This window comes from Legionella oakridgensis ATCC 33761 = DSM 21215 (assembly GCF_000512355.1).
GTDB lineage: Bacteria > Pseudomonadota > Gammaproteobacteria > Legionellales > Legionellaceae > Legionella_A > Legionella_A oakridgensis.
The window spans coordinates 1,833,774-1,855,830 of record NZ_CP004006.1; the positions used below are offsets into that span (position 1 = coordinate 1,833,774).

Below are 22,057 nucleotides of genomic sequence, written 5' to 3' on the forward strand. Positions count from 1 at the left end.
ATGAAAAAAATCTTAATTTATATATGCCTATACTTCGTGACCTCAGCGGCCTTAGCTTATCATATCGTGCTTGATAACAAGACAAATTATCCAACAAAAGATAAGCCAGGCAAAATTGCAGTACAATGGGCAGCTTCTGTTGACACCACGCAAAAAGCCAATCAAGCCATTATGAATGGCTCAGAATTAGAGTTAAGCTCTTTAATGACGCTCTCTCAAACAGGCCCAATCCAACTAACCCCACCGCAACATGCCCAGTATTTTAGAATAGTAGTATGGTCTACTGATAAACAGGAGCCTGATTTACTCACAAATTGGGTAAATATTGTTTCCAATAAAACCTACGTCGTAAACCAAGATCATCTCATCCCTACGGTACTTATATCTGGCGCAGGCTGCTAAAAAACTACTCTCCAGGGGCGATGTTGAACTGCTAAGCGTCCCCCCTTCTATTTATTGTTAATCAATCCTTAAGCTTTAGTGTTTTACACTAATAAAAAGCAAAAAAGGAGAGTACCATGCCTAATAAAATACTGACCGCACGTTTAAATCACGAATTAGATGAACTTGGTGTTCCCAGTTTAATAACTGAGCGTGTGCAAGCATGTTCCAAACTATTTAAATTACCTAAATTTAAAGTAGAAGCCTTATTAAATGGAGTTGTTACGATTGACTCCAATTCAATGCAGAAAATCGCTGATGAACTTGAAGTCAATAAGGATTGGTTGTTGGGAAATATTCAAAGAAAAACGACCCATTAGAAGCAATATAGGAGCTTTGTTCTATGGGAGAACGTTTACAAGCAATCCATTTGCTAATTGCCAAATGACCAAGTACAATCTTTTCGATATCCCCCTGCCTCAGCTTGCAGTTTTTTGGTTTCATTGAAGAGAGACTCTGGTCATGCCCCATTTAATACTGGAATGCAGCAACAACATCGCCTCAACAATAGATTTTAAACCATTGTTTCAAACGCTACATCAACTGCTGGCTGATAAATTACCAACGCAAATAACCAGTTGCAAAAGTAGAGTTGTTATCCATGACCATTATTTCATTGGCAATGATTTCGAACATGGCGCATTTATTCATTTGACCATTAAAATACTTCCTGGCCGAACTAATGAACTTAAAAGCGAGCTTGCTAAACAAATACTGGATATTATTAACACGAATATTTCTCAACATCATTTGAATACGGCAACGTCTGTAGAAATTTTAGATTTAAGTCCACAATATTTTAAAAAATAGTCGATCTTTTAAAGTCCATTGCAGTCATGATGGCGAAATATTTTCTAAAAGTCGCTATTTATAGCCATAATGTATAAAAATGGCCTTTCGAGACGTTCGCTGCCAGCCAAGGAAGCGAAAGAAGTAGCAAAGCGATTAACTTCATGCTTTAGAGTCAGCGATTTTATTGCCAGAATGGGAGGAGACGAGTTTGCTGTCATTATTCAACCCATAAAATCCCCTAAAGACGCAGAAGAATTAGCCCAAAAAATAATAGGTGAAGCTACATTCTTTTATCAAATAGAAGAAAAAAACTACCCCATTACTTATAGTATTGGTATCGCCTGTTATCCTGAGGCAGGTAAAAAGCCTGAAATTTTTTTAAATAATGCAGATATGGCTATGTATCATGTTAAGAAAACCGGCCGAAATAACTATCAACTGTATACCCCTACGCTTGAGCATGAGATTAATGATTTCTAAAGTCTGCTTGATGGTTTTTAACACCTGATTTCAAGCAAGTTATCCTAGCTATTGGAATAGACACAGCAAAGTCTTTATAAGGTTTAACCCCGCTGTTGCAGATACTCCACCACATCCGCCGATGGAATGTTAGGCAAAAGCATTTGCCCCTGTTTAGGTGCAGGCGATATGTACTGGTTCCAGCTCCAATAATCTTTGCCAAGGTAGTAGGGACTTTTGCTATTTTTTAGAATAATGGCGCGGGCTGCTTGCACATAAGCAAGCTGCGTAAAACCTTGTGTACGAAAATCATTACTGACCTGGAAATCATCGGGATACGCCGTGTTGTAATAACCAAATTGTTCGAACTCTGAAAAACTTGATGCTGCTGGAATCGCTACGGTGTAATAAACTTGATATTGCTTGGAGTTTGGATCCATAAATGTTTGAATCTTTCCTGTGACGCTACTGGTATACAGCGAATACGGCGTAGGTCGAGGTGGGGTTGTATCATTAATATCGTAAGCCGCAACCGCAAGAAAACCATTGTTACTAAGAGCCCCTTTAACTTGACTCCAATCCGCAATTTTATTGGGATTTGCAAACACACCCATGACACGACCGTGTGGATGTTCCGGGTCAATGCATGCCTTGAGATTTTTTGCCGTTTGGTTGTATAGAGCAAAGAGGCCTGGCGATTGAAACGCCGTTGCGCTAAAAGGCTCTAGATCAAAAAACACACCATCCACATTGGGATCGGCGCAAAGCTGTTGGGTGAGCAAGTTCGCAACTCCCTTCCCAACACTGTCATTATTAAGCAAGGGCAAAGAACCCAAGTCCCCATCAATAATGGCAAGAATCAGCGCATCAGGAAAATTGGCTCGATAAGCAGCAACCGATGCCTGGCCAAATGCAGGAGGCTCATAACCCACAAAAACATTTTGGCCAGAGCCTGAATAAACACAAGCAGAAGGAGTAGTGCAAGTCATTTCAATATCGCCGCTGTACACGTACAAACGATTGATGAGTGTTGCTGCGCTAGCTTTAGCATTAAACTGCTGAACATCCATCACCCACTGCCCAGGATCATTAGTAATAGACGAAGCAGGTCCTGCATTTTGATGGCTGTCATATAAAAAAGCCCCATGCCCGGAAGTAAGTGATGAGGAGGCTGCCAAAGATGAGACACTGATAAAAAAACAGCAAGCTGCCAATCCAGTAACTCTTTTCACACTCTTAGATCGTTTCACAAAATCTCCTCAATGTAGCGACAATATTTCTGACTATATTACGGAAGGAGAGAGTTTACTTCCAGAACACTGAAATAAATTTCCTTACCTATTTGGCTTGAAGACGAGATTTATTTATCTTTTTTCTTGACTCGCATTCTGGCATACTTCCTAGCTTTTAGCTCTTTCAGGATTTAACCATGTGTTTTAAACGGAATTTATGGCTAATACTCTCTTGCTTACCTCTTTCAGCCGAGTTGCATGCGGGAACGGCAGGGACTTTACCATCCACCTATGCGGGACTTTGGGCAGGCTTTGGCGGCAGCTATATTTATTCGCAAGTCGGCGGGAACACCAACATTACCATGGTTTCAAGCACTCCTGCTACGGTGGAGTATTTGTTAAATCAAAACCTTAAAAATCATCTTGCCCCATTGGTTAATGTGGGCTATTTGTTTGATTTAAAGAATGACTGGTATTTAGGCGCAAAAGTGCTCTACAAATACATCGGTGTCGAACAATTTGACCAAAGTTGGTCAGGAACTTTTCAAAATGGCGCATATCAATCAGCCGGATTACACACTAAACTCAGACAAGATTTAAGTCTCTTATTAAACGGCGGTTATCAATTTGGCTCTTGGCTTGTCTATGGGGGCATAGGTCCTGCAATGGTCGATGTGGCCGCAGAATTAAATGCTGAAATATTGGCGCCCACCAGCACTACGTTTCAGCCAGTAAACACCACTCATTCCAAGTATCTCTGGGGAGGAGCGGCGCAAGTAGGATTTGAATACATGTTACCTAATCGTTTCATGGTGGATGTTTCATACAACTTTTTAGCAAGCAGCAAGCAAACCCTGCCAACGATTCGTTTGCAATCGGGTACTGCTGGATTATACACAGCATTTTCTCAACAAGTGCATGTTACTGAACAAGGTATTAACGTCACTATCAATAAATACTTTGGATAGAATCGACCTGAGGAGCTCTCTTTTAAAAGAATCCAATTAGAAAAATAACCCACCTTATTTTAGGGTTATTAAATTAGGCTTTTGATTAATCAGGGTTATAATAAATAATAATCCATTCACTCCGTGAGATTGAACATGCCTGACGAAACACAAAAGTCTTTTATAGAGCATGTGGTCAGCGCCATCAGTTTAACCATAAAAGGCAAAACGATTTTTGCTGACCCCATTGAGCATGAAGACACTAAAATAATACCTGTAACGAGAATTCGCTATGGAATTGGTGGCGGATTTGGCCACAAAAAATCTGGAGACCGTGGTGAAGGCGGTGGTGGAGGAATTGTCGCTGAACCCATTGGATATATTGAACTTAAAAAAGGTCAATCTACCTTTAAACGCATAAAAGCGTCTCCCTCTTTGCCGGTTGTTATTCTTGCCAGTGGAATAGCAGGATTTTTACTGTTGAAAGGCGTCACCAAGGTTTTTAATAAAAAAAGGTAGGATTGTTCGCTTAAGTAGCAAATTTACTTGCAAGCCTATCTTTTAATTTTAAGTTTTTACTCAATGCCTTAAAATTAACGGAATATTTTTAATTTAGATTGTTTATATAACCAGCTGTCTAGTGAAAATAAACCACCGCCAGTTAAGAGAAAGGTCAAATATAAAAACCCCCACATAATAGGAAATTCCCAACCCCCGCCCGGAGAAACCCAAATAAAACCATTTGTAAAATGGTGACCAAGGAGGGTAGTCATTAATAAATAAATGCTAGCACCTACAGCTGCTATACGAGTTAAAAAACCAAACGTAAAAGCAAAGAAAATTGCAAACTCTATTATTCCTGCGAGGATAACCATGAATTTAGGATCGATAATCCCCATTAGCATGAAATCATGCACTTCTTGGTAATAGCTGCTCGTACCTAAAAATAATTTTTCTGAGCAATGCGGCAACATATTCAATCCAAGATAAATGCGAATTAAGAAATGCTGCCATGTCATCAACATCTCTTTTTGTACCATAATAAGACTCCAATGGTTAGAACAATTACATGTCTATTTTACCTATAGAATCAAACAGCTATTACGCTTATCATTTTGTCGCCATTAAGGTTGGCAAAACCATATCAAGCCAAGAATCTCCCATTAACGTATTAATATAACCAACATGACCACCATAATCCGTGATGTTCAAATTAAACAAGGAGTTAATATTTTTAATTCTGAAAAACCATCGATGGGAATGACCGGATCATCGGCTGCCGCTAAAACAGTCATGGGGATATTCACCATACGCAGTTTATCTTGGGAAAAATGATACTCCGAAAAATAAGCATCCATGTCTGGAAAATCTGAATATTTTTCAATTAAAGCGGCTGTAATTTGCTTGCAGCTTTTCATGGAAAGCAAATCCGAAAAATCATACAACTCAGGAAAGCATTTTTGTTTTTCAATGAGATTATTTCGCCATCTATTGCAAAAATAATGGCGATAAATTTTAGATTTATCAATTGCATCCGTTACCTGCTCTGGATTAACGGAAGGACAAATTGCAATGATTTTTTTTAAATTCTTTATAGGTTCGTCCGTAATGCTTTGTCGCCAACCAACCCGCAAAGCAAAACTTCCTCCCATGGAAAAACCAACGAGGCTCACGGGCAACTCAGGCTTTAATTCGGCAATTTGCTTGACTGCCTGAAAAACTTCTTCCAGGCGACATCCATGAAAAATTCCCTCATTTAAAGCAACGGTCTGCCCATGATCACGCATATTTAAACGAAAAACAGAATAACCTTTTTTATAGAGTTGCTCGCCCCTAGCCAACATGTACGATGATCTAACACAGCCAAGCCAACCATGCAGGAGAATGACCAACCCTACTGGCTGAACATGCGGTGAATAACAACCATTCAAATGTACGATTTCATCAGTTTCTACTTTTAAATTTATTAACTGCTCGTTTTTAATCATTTGATCAAAGACAGGTCTCTTTTTAGAACTGAGAATGGTTTGTAAATGCTTGTTTCTAACAAGAAGGTTCGGTTTAAAATCCGGTATTGACATAAAATTTATATTAAATTTGTTTGGACTATAAGAGTATAACAGAGGAATGATAGCCAATTCAGTCCACACAGACAAAATGCACTTTAAATTGAGTAATGCTTTTTTAATAGTAATACCCTAATAATCACGCATATTGACTTATTTTTAATCTAAAAGTAAAATATTTACCTAATGCTTTATGATGAGTATTGCGATGGGATTTATTCAAGAAACATTTTCTGACTATGGATTCACCATTAAAAAAAAATTAGGCAGTGGCTGCTGGGGAACCGCTTACCTTGCCGTGGATTCACAAGGACAAAAATGTTGCATCAAATCTGAATATAGTCGCAGGCGTGCCCAAGCTGAATCTGAAGCCATTAAAAATGTGTATGGATATCCATCAATCGTGCTCTCTCTTCATGGCATTCATTATTTCACCATGCCGTATTTTAAAGGCATCAATTTAAAACAAGCCATGGATCATGGCTTAAGTTTAATAGAAAAATAAATATTGCCATGAAAATTAGAGAGCAATTAATTGCGTTACATCGTAAAGGATATCTTCATCGCGATATTAAACCCGATAATATGATCTATGATGCAACCAATCCAACGTCTCCCATAGAAATTATTGACTTAGGCCGAGCCGTTCCTTTAAAAGAAAAAGATAAAACGTTGCATTTCTCTGGGTTTCGATTATTTTTTCAGCCGCAGACTGCCCCAGAATATGTGTATGGAAATGAAGATGACATTGGAGAACATTCAGATATTTATTCCTTCGGCCTTATCTTTTGCCAGTTTTTCCCTGAGGAAACAGACAAAATTTCCGCTCTTTGCCACCGCTATGATTTTAATTTGCGTCAATTAACGTTTGATGCCCTCAATGACCAGTTAATCGAAGTTTTTAAAAAGAAAAAAGAAGAGCTGATTGCTCAATGTTCAACAATCATTGACACCACTAAAGAAAGCAATACCATGTCGCTGGAAAATCTAAGAACGGCCTTAAGAAATGCGGAATTAAATAATAAAGATTCCATCCATACATTGCAAGTGGCCTGCTCCAATGCTTTTTCTGATTTTAACTCAACGGCTGTTCATCATCTTCTGCTTAAAGTATATGAATTCATTGCCTACTTTGGATTTATTAAAGAAGAAGAAGTCTTCAAATTAAAAATGAGAACGTTTGTTAATCCGAACCTCAATGAAGATACCGTGTCTTTACAAGAAGACAGCTTGTCCCCTGTTGCAAGTGATACTTCTTATATAAGGTTCGCATGATAACGATAATCGTATTGGACAATAACGCCTTGGTATGAATCTTACTCTGATAAAATCCAAGTGATGGATTGCAAAAATTGACTGTATCTATAAAATCTCCTCGAAAATTAATAATTTCAAAAAAAACAAGTTATATATCTCTTATTATCGGAGATTACCGGAATGATAAGCCGACTCAGCTTATGGATTACAGGATTTTTTACGGAGTGATTATGGCAGAAATTTACATTCACCCTTCATTAATACGCTTTACTAATAATCAAAATAAGATTGAGCTTTCTGTTTCCACCATTGATGAACTAATTCCTACCTTGTGCCAAATGTTTCCACAATTAAAAGGGAGTATTCTCAATGAAGCAGGCGAATTAACGCCTTATGTTAACTGTTATATTAACGGAAAAATTTAAATTCTTACGCTGAACGAACACCATTAATGGCTGATGCAAAAATAGATATTGTAACTGCTATGGTGGGAGGGTAATTATTCCTGGGTGTTTGCCAATTGATAAAATAAGCTTTTTTGCTTCATCAGTTGCTGATACGTTCCTGTCTGCACAATTTTTCCTTGATGCAACACAAAAATTTTATCAGCATTTTTAATCGTTGAAATACGGTGGGCAATGGTAACTCGCGTGATCTTTAATTGATTAATGCGACTTATAACCATAGTCTGTGTGCGATTATCCAATGAGCTCGTCGCTTCGTCTAATAATAACAATTTTGGATTTCCCACCAACGCTCTTGCTATTAACAGTAATTGCTTTTGCCCTCCAGACAAAAAACTTGAGGAAACCATCGTATGTATTCCCATAGGCAACGCTGCAACAAACTCATCAAGACCTAGGGTTGCCAAAACTTGCCAGGCTACTGCTTCTTCTATTGTCTGCATGTGGCCCATGATATTTTCAAAAATTGTACCATACATTAATTGACTATCCTGAAGAACAACACCAATATTAGAGCGAAATTTTGACAAATCCATTTCGCAAAGCCGTCTACCGTCAATCTCAACATGTCCTTGTTGGGGAAAATAAAATCCTAACAATAATTTTAAAATCGTTGATTTTCCTGAACCGGATAAACCAACAAAAGCCACATGCTGGCCAGGAGATATCAGGCAATCCACACCGTGTAACACTTGCATCTGAGAATCAGGATAACAAAAATGAATATTGTTCAGACGAATAAAACCAACGATTGGAAAATCGTTGGTTTGCATGATTAATGCATGAGTATTCTCTAGGGGCGCTTGCAATATTGGCAGCAGTCGTCGATAGGCAATCAAAGCATCGATAAAACCACTCGAATTTATATAAAATGACACGATACTGCCAATTAACAAACATAAACTGCAGAAAAAAATTACAAAATGTTGTGACAATAAAGAATCTAATTGTGGCAAAGCCGCATTAAAAATAATAAGCAAAAATAAAGAAGGTACACTATAAAAAAACGCATAACCTAAGATACCTTTATAATACGTGCGCTGCATCTTATTGCGCGTACCTCCATACATCTCCATCCAAACAGCTTCTACTGCTTGCTCTCTTGCAAATAATTTAATCCGTGACATACCCTGCAATACTTGGAACATAAAACCATAAGCTTGCCCCATACCCTTCATATGATCTTCTAAATGGGGAAAAAGGCGACATGATGCCCATACAGATAAACCCGTAAGCACGCCAACCAGCATGAACACAAGCACCGTCAGCTGCCAATTAAAATAGAGCATGATGTTAAAGCTCATAAGCAGGCTTATGAATGATAAAAACAAACCCATTTGATTGCTGCTAAATAATGGACCCAACGAGGCAATCCATAAAATGCGATGCACCAAATCACCCACAGGATAACGGTCAAAAAAATGAACAGGAATCGCCAGAATTCTTTTCATGACTATTGCTTGCAACGAATGAAGAATGTTTACTTCAAGATGCGTATAAATAACCGTGCGTATTACACTTAAAATTACAATAAAAATACTAATGATTAACAACATCACCACAGAATGGCTCAAAAATCCTATGTTCTTTAACCCATAGCCATTATGAATCATATAGCCGACGATAACCGGTCGAAGAATGCTTATGAGTGCCACAAAAAAAAATAAAGCCCCCATCATCCACAAAAAAAATGCATTATTTTTTAAAAATACGAGAAATGCATGTTTTATTTCAAAAGGCTGCGCATCATTACTTTTTTCCAACGATCCTCCTCCAACATCATCATAGTCAGATCTACTGATATATCAAAATTTATGTTGGCACAGAAAATAGCTCTGCAAAATAAGCACTCTTTTTTGAAATAAGCTGGGCTTTTGAGCCAACATCAACCAATTTTCCATGATTAAGAATAAAAATCTCATCTGCATCTTGTATGGTATTGAAACGATGGGCAACACTGATTCGAGTTGCAGTATATTGATTAAGATTGTGTTTAATTTGCATTTCAATCAGAGGATCCAACAAGCTGGTGGCTTCATCAAGAATTAATATCCGTGGCCTGGTAAGGAGCGTGCGGGCAATTTCCAGACGCTGCTTTTGTCCCCCACTTAAATTTTTACCTCCCTCGAGCAATAGATAATCCAATCCCTGTGGAGTTTGCAGCACTAACTCATCAACTTCTGCCATACGCAATGCAAACATAATTTCTGATTCAGAATATGACTTTCCCCATAAGCATAAGTTATCTCTAATACTGCCTTGATAAAAAAATTGTTCCTGACTCACTACCCCTATTAAATGAGCTCGTTGGGCAGAGGAAAGTTCCGATAAAGGCATGTCATCGATCATGATTGTCCCGGACCAAGGTTGATAAAGCCCTGAAATTAAATGAATTAAAGTACTTTTTCCACTTCCAGAATGACCAACAATAGCCGTCTTACTGCCTGCTTCTATGGTCATATTAAAATGATCAAACAGAGGTTTAAACTCACGACTGTATCCAAATGTTAAATCAATAATTTGAATTTTTCCTGGGATGCTTTTATTGTCTTGCTGATGATTTAAATCAGGCTGGGAAGCCTCTATAGGAACAGTCTTGTGTTGAACCACTTCAGCAGGATAATCCATAATATCAGTCATGCTTTGCAAATCTGCTTCTATTTGATTGGACTGGTTACTCAGCCTCAAACACTGCATTAAGGCATCGTTAAATGATAAAAATAACACTTGACATGCCATCATCTCGCCAACCGTCATGAGGTTTTTATAAACCCCATAAGTTCCTAGGGCCATCATGACAATATAACCTATTGAAAACATAAGCTGCGAAATGATTTGCACGATGCTGTTCATCAGAGAGGATTGACGATAAACACGCAAATATTCTTTTAACTGCGCCTCCCACATTGCAAAATACCTTTGTTCAGAACATTCAGCCTTAAGTTGAGAAATCAGAGAGACCCCCTGCGTCGTTAACGTCGTCAGTCTCGCTATATTGGCTTTTACAACATTCGCCATATGCCCCCAGCGCCTTTGGCAATACCTCGTACCTATGAAATAAACAGTCACTATGAAAGCAGCAATCACACTCAACCACAGGCTGTATACAAGCATTAATGCAAATGAAACAATGCCCTGCAACAAGGCTGCAACCATCAAGCAAATACTGCCCCAGGGCGCAGCAGATAGCCTATCTGAGACCTGCAAACGATGAAGCAAATCTCCCGGGCGTCGATGTGTGAAAAATCTAAGAGGTAGCTGCATCAAATGCTTTACAAGGCTCGCACTAAGCCAGGTTGCAAAACGAGTCTCCAGAAAACGAAACATCCAACGTTGTAAATAAATAATTCCTATCTGCACCCCAAACATGGTGATCATCACGCCTAAAAGCCTGAATTCCGGATCAGCATGATTTTTCAAAATATATTGATCAATAAAAATCTTAGTAAAGATAGGTGGCGTTAAATTAATTAACGCTACGATGATCATGGCAAAGCACATGATCAAAAGAGGACCGCATTGTTCTCGTATTAAAGGCAAAAAATCCGTCACATAGCGTTTTGGTTTGGGGATTTTCTTAAACGTGGCATCGGCTTTAAAGTGGATCGACAGACCTGAAAAATTACGATTGAAGGTCTCCAAATCAATGATCTGTGGTCCTTGCTTTGGATCATTAATATAAACTTTATTGCCTGATATCCCTTCAAGAACCACATAATGCTTACGATTCCAAGATGCAATCCGTGGTAGAATCATGTTTTGAGGCAAGCCATTTTGATAGATGGTTGCGTCCATACCAAAATGCTTTGCCGCCTTTATGAGGTTTGCCGCACTAACGCCGTCTCGTGATACCAAACATAAAGAACGTAACGTTGCAAGAGGCACATGACATCCATGATAGGCCAGAATAATCCCTAACGCAGCAGCACCGCAATCAACCGTTTCCATTTGCATAAAGATTGGTGTTTTAACGCGTTTCAAACGTCTCTTTTTATAACTCACCGGATGCTCATTCATTGAAAACGTGTTGCATTGCTTAAAACAAAATGTATTCTGGCGTTAAAAAAGCGCAGACACGCCGGCAGCAACCGCAGCCCCTGTGGTAGTCGTGGTTGTTGCGCTTCCTCCCCTCGTATCAACAATATCATCAAGGTCGAGCGCGGAGATCGTTGGGGAACAGTAATCCTCATGTTCCTGCATGGCTTTTTTATTTTCAGCGCACTGATTCAGGAATTCTTCTGTTTTATTTGACATATTAATTCTCCGCTATCCGTAGACTTTTCATTAAGTTAGCATACAATATCATATTTTTTAAATCCTGTATCGTCGTGCCTCAAGGATGCAAAAATCGCCGTTTCATCATACCCATTGCTGTATTTTTTAGATAGATATTATGTAAAAATGACACACAGAATTACAAATAGGTAATGAACAGGATGTGAGTAAGCATTTAATAAAAATCGCAATCATCGGCGGTGGACCCGCAGGAGTATCGCTCTGCCTTCAGCTTGCAAAAAGCTTAAAAAACTTAACATTAAAGTCCAATGTTCATCTCCTTCTGTTTGAAAAAAGCACCGCCATAGGCTATGGCTTACCCTATTCCATCAACGAAAACGTTTTTAATATTAACTTGCCCCGAGAATACATGACGTTAATTCCTGGTGAGCATCATCATTTTTCAAACTGGCTGCACGATTTACAAAAGATACCAGAATCCACCACGTTCCCTTCACGCTATTATTTTGGTCAATATGCCCATAATCAGTTATTAAATGCGAAAAAAAATTTAAAATCACCTGCATTGAAAATTATGACGCTTACTGAACACGATGTATTCGACATCCTTTCAGAAGACGATCAAAATTATCAAATCCATGCCCGGCATCAACATACATGCGTTTTATACACTGCGCAAGTGGTTATTTTAGCAACAGGACATCTGCCATCGACGTTATTCTCCCATTATCATCATCTCCCCAATTATCAACATAATCCTTGGGACATGTCAGCTTATCGCAAATTCGCTTCCCACCATCATGTAGTCATTATTGGAACCCATTTAACAGCGATTGATGTGGCGCTAAAGTTATACAGTCAAAAACACCAAGGTCATATGACCATGGTTTCGCGCACAGGGCTTTTAAGCGCTGTCAGAGGCCGTAAACTCTCACACAGCATGCAATATTTAACTCCCTCAACGATTCGCTATCTACTAAAGACGCATGACTCTACTACCTTATTATCTCAATTAGAGCGCTTATTTGAGAAAGAAATCTCCTTATATTTTCCCCACGGACTCTCTCTTTGGGATACTATAAACCAAATCAAAAAAATGCCCCCTCTTAAGCGTCTCAAGCATGAGATAAAAAACGCCGAACTAAATGAGGCTAACTGGCAATTAGTACTATCCTGTTTTTATCAAATTCTTTTTAAAATTTGGCCAAAATTACATCCACAGGAACAATTATTCTTTCTGGAAAAGCACGCGAGCTTAATGTTCGCCTTTTTATGCGCATTTCCATTAACCAATGCCTATATCATTCAATCCATGATGGTTAGTAAACAATTATCGATTCAAGGAGGAATAATCGATATTGAATACAATGAACCGCATTTTTTTATTACATTGAACAATGGAACATCATTAACCGCTGATTATCTTATTCGAGCCACAGGTTCCGGCGATGATCCAAAAACCGTGCCTTTATTAGCGCAAATGCTCACTAGAAAATTAATTAAAAAACACCCTTTGGGTGGAATTTATATTGATACCAATACCCATCATGTTTTAACCGACAAACAAAAAAATCCTCCATCTATCTATGCTCTTGGAGATTTGGTAAAAGGGGCTTGTTTCAGAATGATTGAGATAGGTCAGGTTGTAGAGCAGGCGAGAATAATTTCAGATCATATTACTCAAACATTGAATTTAGCAGGATAACAAAGGCTTATTACTTATTTGATGTCAGTTTCGCCAAAAACATAACATAAGATTTTTTTTCTAGCAGGCATACAAGAAATGCTTGTACGTCTTCAAAAACACAATGTTGCTCTACGCCATAGTAACTTGCAATATAATTAATCACATCTTTGATTGTACACGGCGCTTCGAGAAAATCCCAAATCTTAATCCCAGAAGCATTAATGCGATAATAAATATTGTCATCAGGCCCCATGACCACCAATTCATTATCAATCAAGGTTGTGCATACTTCCGGATGTTTACGAATTGTACATTCTAAAAATGACAGCTCCACCTAATTCCCCATTTTAGTTTGCTTCACATGACAACGAATCGGCTCCCCGCTCTCATTCAAATACCCAAAGCGCCGCATCACAGCACCATGTTTGGACACAATACGTTTTATTTGCTCCTCATTGAGTGTATTTTCCCAATCACCAACAATCCCTTTTCTAAAAAAAGCACGAGACACTGGTGAGCTTTCGCGAAAACCAAATGTCTCTTCATACTGTTTTAATTTTTCAAACCGGCTTTTCTCCAGGGCAGTCAAAATAACATGGTCAGACATCTTGATTCCTAAAAAATCAAATGCCTTAGAAAAAGTTGGTAATGGTGCAAAATTCATATCTTCATAACGCAATATCAACAATCGAATATCACGTACTGACACCCAGCTTTCAACATGCGATGACCACGATGAACAAATCTGGCGTACTTGTAACGATGGTCTAGACGCAAATCCTCTTAGCGTCAAAGACGGCGTATTCATCATCCCAATCGCAGAATCAATCGAACAATTCATATGATGTGCAAAAGAAATAGCGACGTCCAAAGGATTTCTTATAAAATAAATAATCCCGACACTCACTTCGCTTGGAACAAGGGGGATACAATTATTTATTTTATAATAAGCATCATGGATTTTAAAATATTGGATACCATCATGTTGTTCACCGAACCAGCGGTAAATTAATGGCTTTAATCGTTCTATTTCGTCCTCGTTTAATAAATTGCTATCAAATCCTAAGGCCCTGTTTATCATAAAACGATCGCCCGCGCCTGTCCCAAGAATGGTTTGCCTATTTAAATCCAGATTATCACCAGTAGCATACAAGAGATTTGTCAGAACAATCCTAAACCAGGTGTTTCCTGATTTTGGATAAGAAGCCAACCACACAATTCCTTTATCAAATGTCATGTTTATTAACCTGCGACTTCTCTAGTAAATCGATAAAATCCTGCAGATGAACATGCATCCGATTGTATTCAATCAATACAATACCAATACGATTTGCTAACATTGCACAATAATTAAAATATAAATTATTCTTTCGCATCCCTGACAAATAAAGTTTATTATAAAAATTTTTCTGCAAAACATTGATTTTCTCCCCGCCAGTCAAATGTTTTGCATGAAACATTTCTTTCTGTTGGAGGGTTAAAGTATACACAGTTTTAAGCGGTAGCGGTTTTGCATAAAATGCATCTTCTGCAACCCATCGATATTTTTTAATCTGTGGCCTTATGGCTTGCAACTCTTTTACATTGATATTCAAGAAATCTACTGCTTCAGACCATAAGTTAATTTGATTTAGCCCGGGAAAAACCATACCATCCTTCCGAACAATACATAGGTCATCCGCCAGCATCTTATATCCTCGTTGCATCATGGCCGCCAGGAGCAATGATTTTCCTGAGCTATTTTGTCCAATGAACGCCACAGCGTGATCATCCATTTTTAAGACGCTGCCATTCAACACCAAGAAATCGCGCTGCATCAGCAAAGCCGCCAGGCAAGGGCCACTGACCAATACGGCTAGAGACGCTTCATCAATCTCTTTTTCCGGCTCAATGATAATTCGCCTCCCACCATCTACCCAGAAACGTCCTATATTCGGTACATTCAACCATAAACCGTTTGCTTTAACCTGATAAAACAATCCTCGCTCAATCGCATCCTCAAAACCGCTTGGCGAAACATCCCCATAAGTGATACACACGTCCGCCACCGCATTCGAAGGAGGTTCCAATACTGGTGAATACTGCGCTAGCATCAAGTCACTACAAATCGTTAAACCATAAGCTTGAAACTTAAACATTCTTCATACTCAAAAAGCATCGATTAATGAATCGCTTTCATATAACGCCATCGCATCATAAATCCACTTAAAATAATCTGGCGCACATGCCTCTCCAAGCTTAATATCTTTAAAACCATGATGAATATAAATAATTTTCATATAAGTCATCACAAAACTTAACGCAAGTTTCAAATTAATCGGAGCAGGCGCGTGTTTTTCTTCTGCACTTCGCTTCTTATGCTGCGCATAACGCTGCCAAAATTTAATATCTTCCAAATGCTCGAGCAGAACTTCACGTTTTACTTTCAAGCGCTGATCATTTAATTGCTGCTGCATCAAAAAAACAAACATCAAAATCCACGACAACAATTCTTGACCTGCACTGAAATCACTTAATACGTCGTATTCAAAATAAAAAGCCACAATCGGTAAATAAGCTTTAATACGTTGATTTGTAATATTGCCTAAACAGATGTAATGCAACATCCAACGAGATAAAGGAGATAAAACTGCATGATGATGAAGATATTGGTAAAATTTCTCTGGAAAATAAAGATCATTTGCTTGGATATAATGCAAATAGTGATGTTCTTCATCCAATAAATCATCCAACTCAATCACAGCAAATGAATATTTTATTAATTTTGCCAATTCAAAAACCAGTTTATAGTCTTGCGCCTTGGTATCAGATAATACCTTAATTTTTTTTCAATATCCGGAAGCCAATCTTGTAATGTATGAAAAGGAGTACCATCCACATCATCAACTAAAGAAGCGATGAATTTAGTAAAAGGCAAAACCGGCATTTTATTATCAACAGTCGGTATGTTACCTTTTGATAAAATAGCCGTTTGCACATGTTGCAACACTTCAATGGCATCATGTCGCTTAACATCAACCAAACCATATTGATTAAGCCATGCATTTAATCTGGAACATTCCTCAGGAAACGCTACATTCATCTGCTTTAATGCTTGTCGCAATGAACGGCTTGGATAAAATTGCTTTTTGCACCAAGCGGTTAATGATTGCTTTACGTCAAGGCCAATAACTCCCTCCCGATGCGCACGCTCAAGAGTAGCTCGAATATTGACCATCGCATCATTAATAGGCAATGAACCTTGTTCCTGGCCATAATGCAACACAGCCACTTCATCATCATCCACTAAAGCATGAGAGGCATAGGCTTGGAAAATTTTTCCGACGCCTATCATGCCAAACGCGTGCAATTCTGCCGCACGCAGCGCCCCCATACTTGCAGCGCCATAAACTTCAACACCACGATCTAAAGCCAACATAATTTCTTTATGCCACACAGCAGGCACTTGTTCATACAAACCATCAATCAAAATAATTCGCTTTGGCGTCAATCGCAATAAACGCAGAATGTCACCACATTGTATAGGGGGATGATAATGCGCTTGTCTCAAATAATGTTTGGCAGTCTCTATATCAAGCGTAGGACCTAAAAAACATGTGTGTCGTATCTCTCCATACAGCTTGTTTCCTCTTACCTCTACGACAATTTAGATAATGAACATGAAAAACAGGTTCCATGAAAATAACGCAATCCCGGGACCATCACATGAACAACAGGAATGTTGATATCTTCTCTTGTATGATCATAAACAATAACGTGTTTGAACCCATTATTTTTTAACACATGGACTAATTCACTCAGGCATTGGGAAAATGAATAACCTTGGGGTATTTTTGTTTCAATAAATGGTGTTTTTTCTAATCGGGTTTTCGCAAACATACCATCAAAATCTCCCCTAATGCGCTTTATTTTTTGATACACTCGCGGGGTTTGATCATCTCTTGCACCAGAGATAATGGTTAAGCGTGCCTGAATCGCTTCTGTAATGGCTCTTGCCAACGCAACGACACTCGAAAAATGCGCACCAGTTCCCATCATCATGCCAACGTTCCGCACTTCATCAGGATTGTGCAAGATGGTCAAATACGCTGGAATGTTTAAATGCGTGCTAATATCCCAAACTTCCAAATAAAGATTACTACGGTGAATATTTGATATTAATGACAGTAAATAAGGAGACGTTATGGTTGATAAATCCACCTGACCGTATTTTGATACCAATAAATTTTCTACCGTAAACTCCCGCTCCAATACTTCAAATAAACCGTGGCAAATGGCTTCTTCAATGGTGTTACCTGAAGCAAGCCCATTGGTCGTCGGAGGAAAATAACGATAACCAGGACGGAAAAACGTAGTATTCACATTAAAGGTGGTATATGGAAAATAGATTTCCTGGCCACTGATTAAATCTGTTCCTTTTCCCCAGGGGATTTCAAGAGAATCTATGTCAATCCACTCAAAAGGACCATGGTTAATATGAGGATGAAGTTCAAGCATTGGATAATCTTTTTTAAGACGTTGATAAGACCCAAATAACGCAGGTTGGGCCATATTTTCACAATGCCATCCTTCAATGGATTCCATCATGGCAGAAATTTTAGCTAAATCATTCGTAATGCCTTTGCCTTGTGCTGACGTCAAAAGCTTCGCTTGAGGTCTAATCGCAACATAAGTTGGAACTCCAATATGATCGAGTCCAGTAATATTAGCAACTCGGGTAATACCAAATCTGTCCCACAATAAAGGTTCTATTTTGGCTAACGTTTGCTCAGGAGTTACTGCCCGAAATGTCCCACCTAAATCAATCATATTAGCTTATACCCATTATCTTTATTTTATTTAATGCGGTTTGGGAAAATCATCACAAAAAAATTCCGGAACATAAGCCTGCGTCTTGTGTTTAAACCAATCAAAGTGCATGCCTGGAATGATGACATGAACCACTGGAATGCCCAATTCACGACGGGTATGCTCAAACACAATAACCTTCCCAAATCCTTGTTGTTTTAAACGTTTAAGCAATTCTTGAATACAATGGGTAAAATCGATTGGGACGGAAGTTTCCACAAACGACATACATTTGTCTTTTAATGAGTCCAGGTTCGGTAACTCATTGCGATAGAATTTTCTTTTAAATTTATAATTTGCAGGATAGATGTCGTCTCTTGAGCCTGAAATCATGGTTAACCTTGATTGAATGGCTTCAGTAATAGCGCGTGATAAGGCAACCACACTGGATAAATGAGCCCCTGCCCCAGTAAAAAAATCAAGACCGCGCGTTCCTCTGAAATCAAATAAGGTAGCACTGTACGTTGGAACCCCATTAGCGGAAGTCATGTCACAAATCTTAAATTTCACAGAATCAAGCTCTATTTTTTTTAACAATGCAACCAAATGACTTGCATGGATGGTAGATGGGTCAATGTAGCGCAGCGGAGATAATTCAGAAAGGGTCCAACTATGTCTTTCAATAACTTCAAACATCCCATGACAGACGGCTTCTTCAAACGTGTTGCCAGAAGCAAGACCATTCGATGTTCCAGGAAAACACCCTAATCGGTTTGAACTTAAAACCAGTGAATCGAGATCAATCAGTGAGCTTGGAAAATAAATTTCTCGTCCACTATTTAATTCAATTCCAGAAGCCCAGGATAATTCCATGGTATAAAGAGCATCTGGTTTAATATCAAAATGTCCATTAACCAATGTTTCAAGTTCCACTAGCTCGTAGCGACTTTTCAATTGTTGGCAGGAGCCAAACAGTTTTGGTGGAAGCAAACGCTCCGCATGCCAACTTTCTATTGATTCCATGATGGCAGAAACTTTAGCAAGCTCATGCGTTATCCCTTTCCCTTGTGCCGTAGTTAAAATCCTTGAATCCGGTCTAATGGCAAGGTAGGTAGGAATATTCAAATCATCAAGACCGGTAATATTTGCCACGCGGGTAATACCAAACCTATCCCACAACAGAGGTTCTATTTTACCCAACGTTTCCTCCGGACTAACCGCGCGATACGTTCCCCCTAAATCAAGCATCCTGTTTACTGCTCCAGCCAAAACTTAAATTTTTTTATAATTATCCAAAATTATAAATGAGACCAAACATGACACTATCAAGCGATGGAGCTTGGGCATTCGCTACGCTGTAAATACCTGCCGTTGCTTGCGGACTTGCAAATGCACCCGTGACGGTTGATGAAAAATCATTATTCCCAAAAACATGCATGTAAGCTAACGTGAAGTCTAAATGATCAGTAAAGTTATACAAGCCGCCAACTTTAATTTCAGGATGGATGTTTGTTGAAACGGTTGTTAATCGATTGGTTGATGTATAATTGCTGCTGCCAATGCTGTTTTCAAAAATTGCAGTCCCTTTGACGTGCCTGTTCTCTGCCATGGCTCCACCTTTTAGATACACACTAAAGGGTACAAAATCGTACGTAATACCAGCCAACAAGTCAAAACCATAGAGGTAAGAGGAATTAGCAATGGATAATCTTCCGGAAGGAATACTGCCTGAGACATGCGAATTAGTACTGCCGTAATAACCCCAACCTGCTTCAGATGTAAAACCAAAATGATTAGAGTATCCATAAGCAAGACCAACAGCGCCTCGACCGCCCCATAATTGTTTGCTTATGGATGGTCCACTGCCAAAAACTGTCGCAGATTTCACTGTATTCCAGGTGACAGCGCCTTCACCGCTAATAAAAGGCACAAGACTTCCTGTTCCAACCGAAGAGCCCCCCCCCATCCCACCAGCGTAGGCACCTTGCGCCAATACACCCATAAAAAACATTGGCAATACAGTTTTTCTCATTTTATAACTCCATTATTTATTAAATAAAAATCATTTTTAAACCGGCTATCTTTACATAAGTCATTGACCGAATCTACGTTTTCCATAATGTTTTTTCCGCATGAGCTGTATTGTGAAAAAGATCATGATAAATTGCCATCTTCTAGAAATTTATTATTTTTTGGAAAAACCATGCATAATATCCATGTGTTTTTAGGTCCTTCCCTTGACTTAAATATCGCACGCGAGATTCTGCCGAATGCCCATTACCATCCTCCCATCCAGTGTGGGGATATCATTCGCTCAATGAGATTAAATCCAGGCATGATTGTTATCATCGATGGTTTATATGAAACAACGGCCGCAGTGTGGCATAAAGAAATTCTTTTTGCCATTCAGGCAGGGATTGAAGTGTGGGGAGCAGCCAGTATGGGAGCCCTTCGGGCTGCGGAACTGCACCATTATGGTATGAAAGGCTTTGGTGACATATTTCATGATTTCAAAGAAGGCAAACTCTCTGATGACGATGAAGTAGCCGTCTTACATCTTAGCCAAGTTGATGAATTTTCAGCAATTAATGATGCCATGGTGAACATTAGGGCAACGTGTGAATTAGCCTTATCAAAAAAATACTGACGCTTGCTGCAAAAAATTCACTAATAGCTTACTGTAAAGCTCAGTTTTATCCTTACCGCTCCTTAAAAAAAGCCGTCCTATATTTATCGGAAACCGACCGTCAGAGTTATACGGCTTTTGCAAAATGGCTAGATAATTATGGGGTGGTGGATATAAAAAAAAATGACGCCCTCTCCCTGCTCAAACATATTAAAGCATCCTACACCTCTGCTATTTATTCAAAAAAATTGGTACAAACCAAACCTTTAAATTCCATGACTTGCTTTTTAAGAGAACTCATCTTATTTGCCAACACGACACCTTTTCAGCATAGTTCTCCCTGGTTACCACACATTGAACATCAATTGCAAACCCTCCACACTCAATCTCCCATGGAATACATGTTGCTCGCAGAAATCGTTTCGTTTATGCAAAAATTGGCGATGTTGGCATCAAATGATAAAAAATCCATCAACAATGAAGCGTTAATTAATTATATTAGAAAAAATCAACTGTATTCACCGGAACAGGATTTTGCTTTTTATGAAAACCACCCGCTTTTATCGGACGTATATCTTCTAATCTGTCAAGCGGTATGTCTTGCACATTTAACCTCTGAGACTTTGGACAAATATTTGCCGATCATTGCTCATTATTATGCCCTTCCACCTGCTCTTGTTGCAAAATCCCAAAAAAGACTTCGAGTCATATTGATCATTATATTTTCTATTAATCAACACGTTCATCAGACCAATTTGACTATTTCCCAAAAACATTTACCGTACCATCTTAAACAATTAAAAAAATGGCGAAATTATAGTCATGCCCAATTTAAAAGCTGGATAAACCAAATTGGAATAAACCGTCAAGTTTTTACGTCATTTTTATCCGCTTATGTTAGTGCCTCTTCCGTTCATTTATTAGGCATGATAAAAATTAATTATCATCATTGGCTTTATGATGCTTATTCCTTGTATTTTGATAATCAGGTGTCTATTACTAACCATTCAGTTGTTACTTAAAGCAATAATTATTAGATTGCAAATTATAATACACGGAGAT

Annotated in this window: 26 protein-coding genes; 12 read left to right on the plus strand and 14 right to left on the minus strand. The window is 38.6% G+C overall.

The window, feature by feature from the left end:
• From LOA_RS08985 to LOA_RS09000, 4 genes are all read left to right on the plus strand, one after another.
• Complete coding sequence (locus LOA_RS08985; protein ID WP_025386037.1) at positions 1-402, plus strand: hypothetical protein; 402 nt, start codon at positions 1-3, stop codon at positions 400-402.
• A gap of 116 nt (positions 403-518) precedes the next feature.
• A complete protein-coding gene (locus tag LOA_RS08990; protein WP_025386038.1) occupies positions 519-761 on the plus strand; it encodes a hypothetical protein in 243 nt (80 codons plus the stop codon).
• Positions 762-903: 142 nt separating this feature from the next.
• The gene (locus LOA_RS08995) at positions 904-1,251 is read left to right on the plus strand and encodes a 5-carboxymethyl-2-hydroxymuconate Delta-isomerase (protein WP_025386039.1); all 348 of its coding nucleotides are present in this window, start codon (positions 904-906) and stop codon (positions 1,249-1,251) included.
• Between the two features lie 69 nt (positions 1,252-1,320).
• On the plus strand, positions 1,321-1,713 hold the full coding sequence (locus LOA_RS09000; protein ID WP_025386040.1) for a diguanylate cyclase domain-containing protein: 393 nt from the start codon (positions 1,321-1,323) through the stop codon (positions 1,711-1,713).
• Positions 1,714-1,796: 83 nt separating this feature from the next.
• Here LOA_RS09000 and LOA_RS09005 read toward each other — a convergent pair whose 3' ends face one another.
• Entirely contained in the window at positions 1,797-2,942 is a 1,146-nt protein-coding gene (locus tag LOA_RS09005) for a hypothetical protein (protein ID WP_147370118.1), read from the minus strand.
• A 179-nt stretch (positions 2,943-3,121) separates the two neighbouring features.
• On the opposite strand from LOA_RS09005, the gene LOA_RS09010 reads away from it, so the two are divergent.
• Positions 3,122-3,892, plus strand: coding sequence for an outer membrane protein (locus LOA_RS09010; protein WP_025386042.1), 771 nt, complete (start codon positions 3,122-3,124; stop codon positions 3,890-3,892).
• A gap of 135 nt (positions 3,893-4,027) precedes the next feature.
• Positions 4,028-4,390 carry a spore germination protein GerW family protein gene (locus LOA_RS09015; protein ID WP_025386043.1) on the plus strand — a complete coding sequence of 121 codons (363 nt, stop codon included), beginning with the start codon at positions 4,028-4,030 and terminating at the stop codon, positions 4,388-4,390.
• A gap of 74 nt (positions 4,391-4,464) precedes the next feature.
• On the opposite strand, the gene LOA_RS09020 is transcribed toward LOA_RS09015, so the two are convergent.
• Positions 4,465-4,911 carry a DoxX family protein gene (locus LOA_RS09020; protein ID WP_025386044.1) on the minus strand — a complete coding sequence of 149 codons (447 nt, stop codon included), beginning with the start codon at positions 4,909-4,911 and terminating at the stop codon, positions 4,465-4,467.
• A 168-nt stretch (positions 4,912-5,079) separates the two neighbouring features.
• Entirely contained in the window at positions 5,080-5,952 is an 873-nt protein-coding gene (locus tag LOA_RS09025; RefSeq protein WP_148294887.1) for a YheT family hydrolase, read from the minus strand.
• A gap of 193 nt (positions 5,953-6,145) precedes the next feature.
• On the opposite strand from LOA_RS09025, the gene LOA_RS09030 reads away from it, so the two are divergent.
• The 3 genes from LOA_RS09030 (at position 6,146) to LOA_RS14720 (ending at position 7,619) form a co-directional block, all read left to right on the plus strand.
• Positions 6,146-6,442 carry a hypothetical protein gene (locus LOA_RS09030; RefSeq protein WP_025386046.1) on the plus strand — a complete coding sequence of 99 codons (297 nt, stop codon included), beginning with the start codon at positions 6,146-6,148 and terminating at the stop codon, positions 6,440-6,442.
• An 8-nt stretch (positions 6,443-6,450) separates the two neighbouring features.
• Positions 6,451-7,212 carry a protein kinase domain-containing protein gene (locus LOA_RS09035; protein ID WP_025386047.1) on the plus strand — a complete coding sequence of 254 codons (762 nt, stop codon included), beginning with the start codon at positions 6,451-6,453 and terminating at the stop codon, positions 7,210-7,212.
• Positions 7,213-7,289: 77 nt separating this feature from the next.
• Complete coding sequence (locus tag LOA_RS14720) at positions 7,290-7,619, plus strand: ubiquitin family protein (protein WP_158423037.1); 330 nt, start codon at positions 7,290-7,292, stop codon at positions 7,617-7,619.
• Between the two features lie 74 nt (positions 7,620-7,693).
• Here the strand turns inward: LOA_RS14720 and LOA_RS13805 are convergent, their stop codons facing one another.
• The 3 genes from LOA_RS13805 to LOA_RS09055 are packed head-to-tail and all read right to left on the minus strand — an operon-like array spanning position 7,694 to position 11,912.
• The gene (locus LOA_RS13805; protein ID WP_025386049.1) at positions 7,694-9,421 is read right to left on the minus strand and encodes an ATP-binding cassette domain-containing protein; all 1,728 of its coding nucleotides are present in this window, start codon (positions 9,419-9,421) and stop codon (positions 7,694-7,696) included.
• Between the two features lie 49 nt (positions 9,422-9,470).
• Positions 9,471-11,660: a peptidase domain-containing ABC transporter gene (locus LOA_RS09050; protein WP_158423038.1), complete on the minus strand. Its 2,190-nt coding sequence runs from the start codon at positions 11,658-11,660 to the stop codon at positions 9,471-9,473.
• A gap of 57 nt (positions 11,661-11,717) precedes the next feature.
• On the minus strand, positions 11,718-11,912 hold the full coding sequence (locus LOA_RS09055; protein ID WP_025386051.1) for a hypothetical protein: 195 nt from the start codon (positions 11,910-11,912) through the stop codon (positions 11,718-11,720).
• Positions 11,913-12,096: 184 nt separating this feature from the next.
• Here LOA_RS09055 and LOA_RS09060 point away from each other — a divergent pair, with 184 nt between their 5' ends.
• Entirely contained in the window at positions 12,097-13,599 is a 1,503-nt protein-coding gene (locus LOA_RS09060; protein ID WP_025386052.1) for an FAD/NAD(P)-binding protein, read from the plus strand.
• A gap of 10 nt (positions 13,600-13,609) precedes the next feature.
• On the opposite strand, the gene LOA_RS09065 is transcribed toward LOA_RS09060, so the two are convergent.
• The 8 genes from LOA_RS09065 to LOA_RS09100 form a co-directional block, all read right to left on the minus strand.
• Positions 13,610-13,915, minus strand: coding sequence for a PqqD family protein (locus LOA_RS09065; protein ID WP_025386053.1), 306 nt, complete (start codon positions 13,913-13,915; stop codon positions 13,610-13,612).
• The gene (locus LOA_RS09070) at positions 13,916-14,818 is read right to left on the minus strand and encodes a sulfotransferase domain-containing protein (protein WP_025386054.1); all 903 of its coding nucleotides are present in this window, start codon (positions 14,816-14,818) and stop codon (positions 13,916-13,918) included. It abuts the gene before it with no gap.
• Positions 14,808-15,719, minus strand: a complete 912-nt coding sequence (locus tag LOA_RS09075) for a hypothetical protein (protein WP_025386055.1) — start codon at positions 15,717-15,719, stop codon at positions 14,808-14,810. Before LOA_RS09075 ends, LOA_RS09070 begins: the two co-directional genes overlap by 11 nt.
• Positions 15,720-15,728: 9 nt before the next feature.
• Complete coding sequence (locus LOA_RS09080) at positions 15,729-16,352, minus strand: hypothetical protein (RefSeq protein ID WP_025386056.1); 624 nt, start codon at positions 16,350-16,352, stop codon at positions 15,729-15,731.
• Positions 16,340-17,050 (minus strand): TfuA-like protein, encoded by a 711-nt coding sequence (locus LOA_RS09085; protein WP_238551206.1) that lies wholly within the window; start codon positions 17,048-17,050, stop codon positions 16,340-16,342. Before LOA_RS09085 ends, LOA_RS09080 begins: the two co-directional genes overlap by 13 nt.
• A 167-nt stretch (positions 17,051-17,217) precedes the next feature.
• Entirely contained in the window at positions 17,218-18,390 is a 1,173-nt protein-coding gene (locus tag LOA_RS09090; RefSeq protein ID WP_025386058.1) for a YcaO-like family protein, read from the minus strand.
• A 30-nt stretch (positions 18,391-18,420) separates the two neighbouring features.
• Positions 18,421-19,617: a YcaO-like family protein gene (locus tag LOA_RS09095; protein WP_025386059.1), complete on the minus strand. Its 1,197-nt coding sequence runs from the start codon at positions 19,615-19,617 to the stop codon at positions 18,421-18,423.
• Between the two features lie 40 nt (positions 19,618-19,657).
• On the minus strand, positions 19,658-20,401 hold the full coding sequence (locus LOA_RS09100; RefSeq protein WP_025386060.1) for a hypothetical protein: 744 nt from the start codon (positions 20,399-20,401) through the stop codon (positions 19,658-19,660).
• 171 nt (positions 20,402-20,572) lie between these two features.
• Here LOA_RS09100 and LOA_RS09105 point away from each other — a divergent pair, with 171 nt between their 5' ends.
• On the plus strand, positions 20,573-21,016 hold the full coding sequence (locus tag LOA_RS09105; RefSeq protein WP_158423039.1) for a TfuA-like protein: 444 nt from the start codon (positions 20,573-20,575) through the stop codon (positions 21,014-21,016).
• 146 nt (positions 21,017-21,162) lie between these two features.
• Entirely contained in the window at positions 21,163-22,017 is an 855-nt protein-coding gene (locus LOA_RS13810) for a hypothetical protein (RefSeq protein ID WP_158423040.1), read from the plus strand.
• The last annotated feature ends 40 nt before the right edge of the window (positions 22,018-22,057 follow it).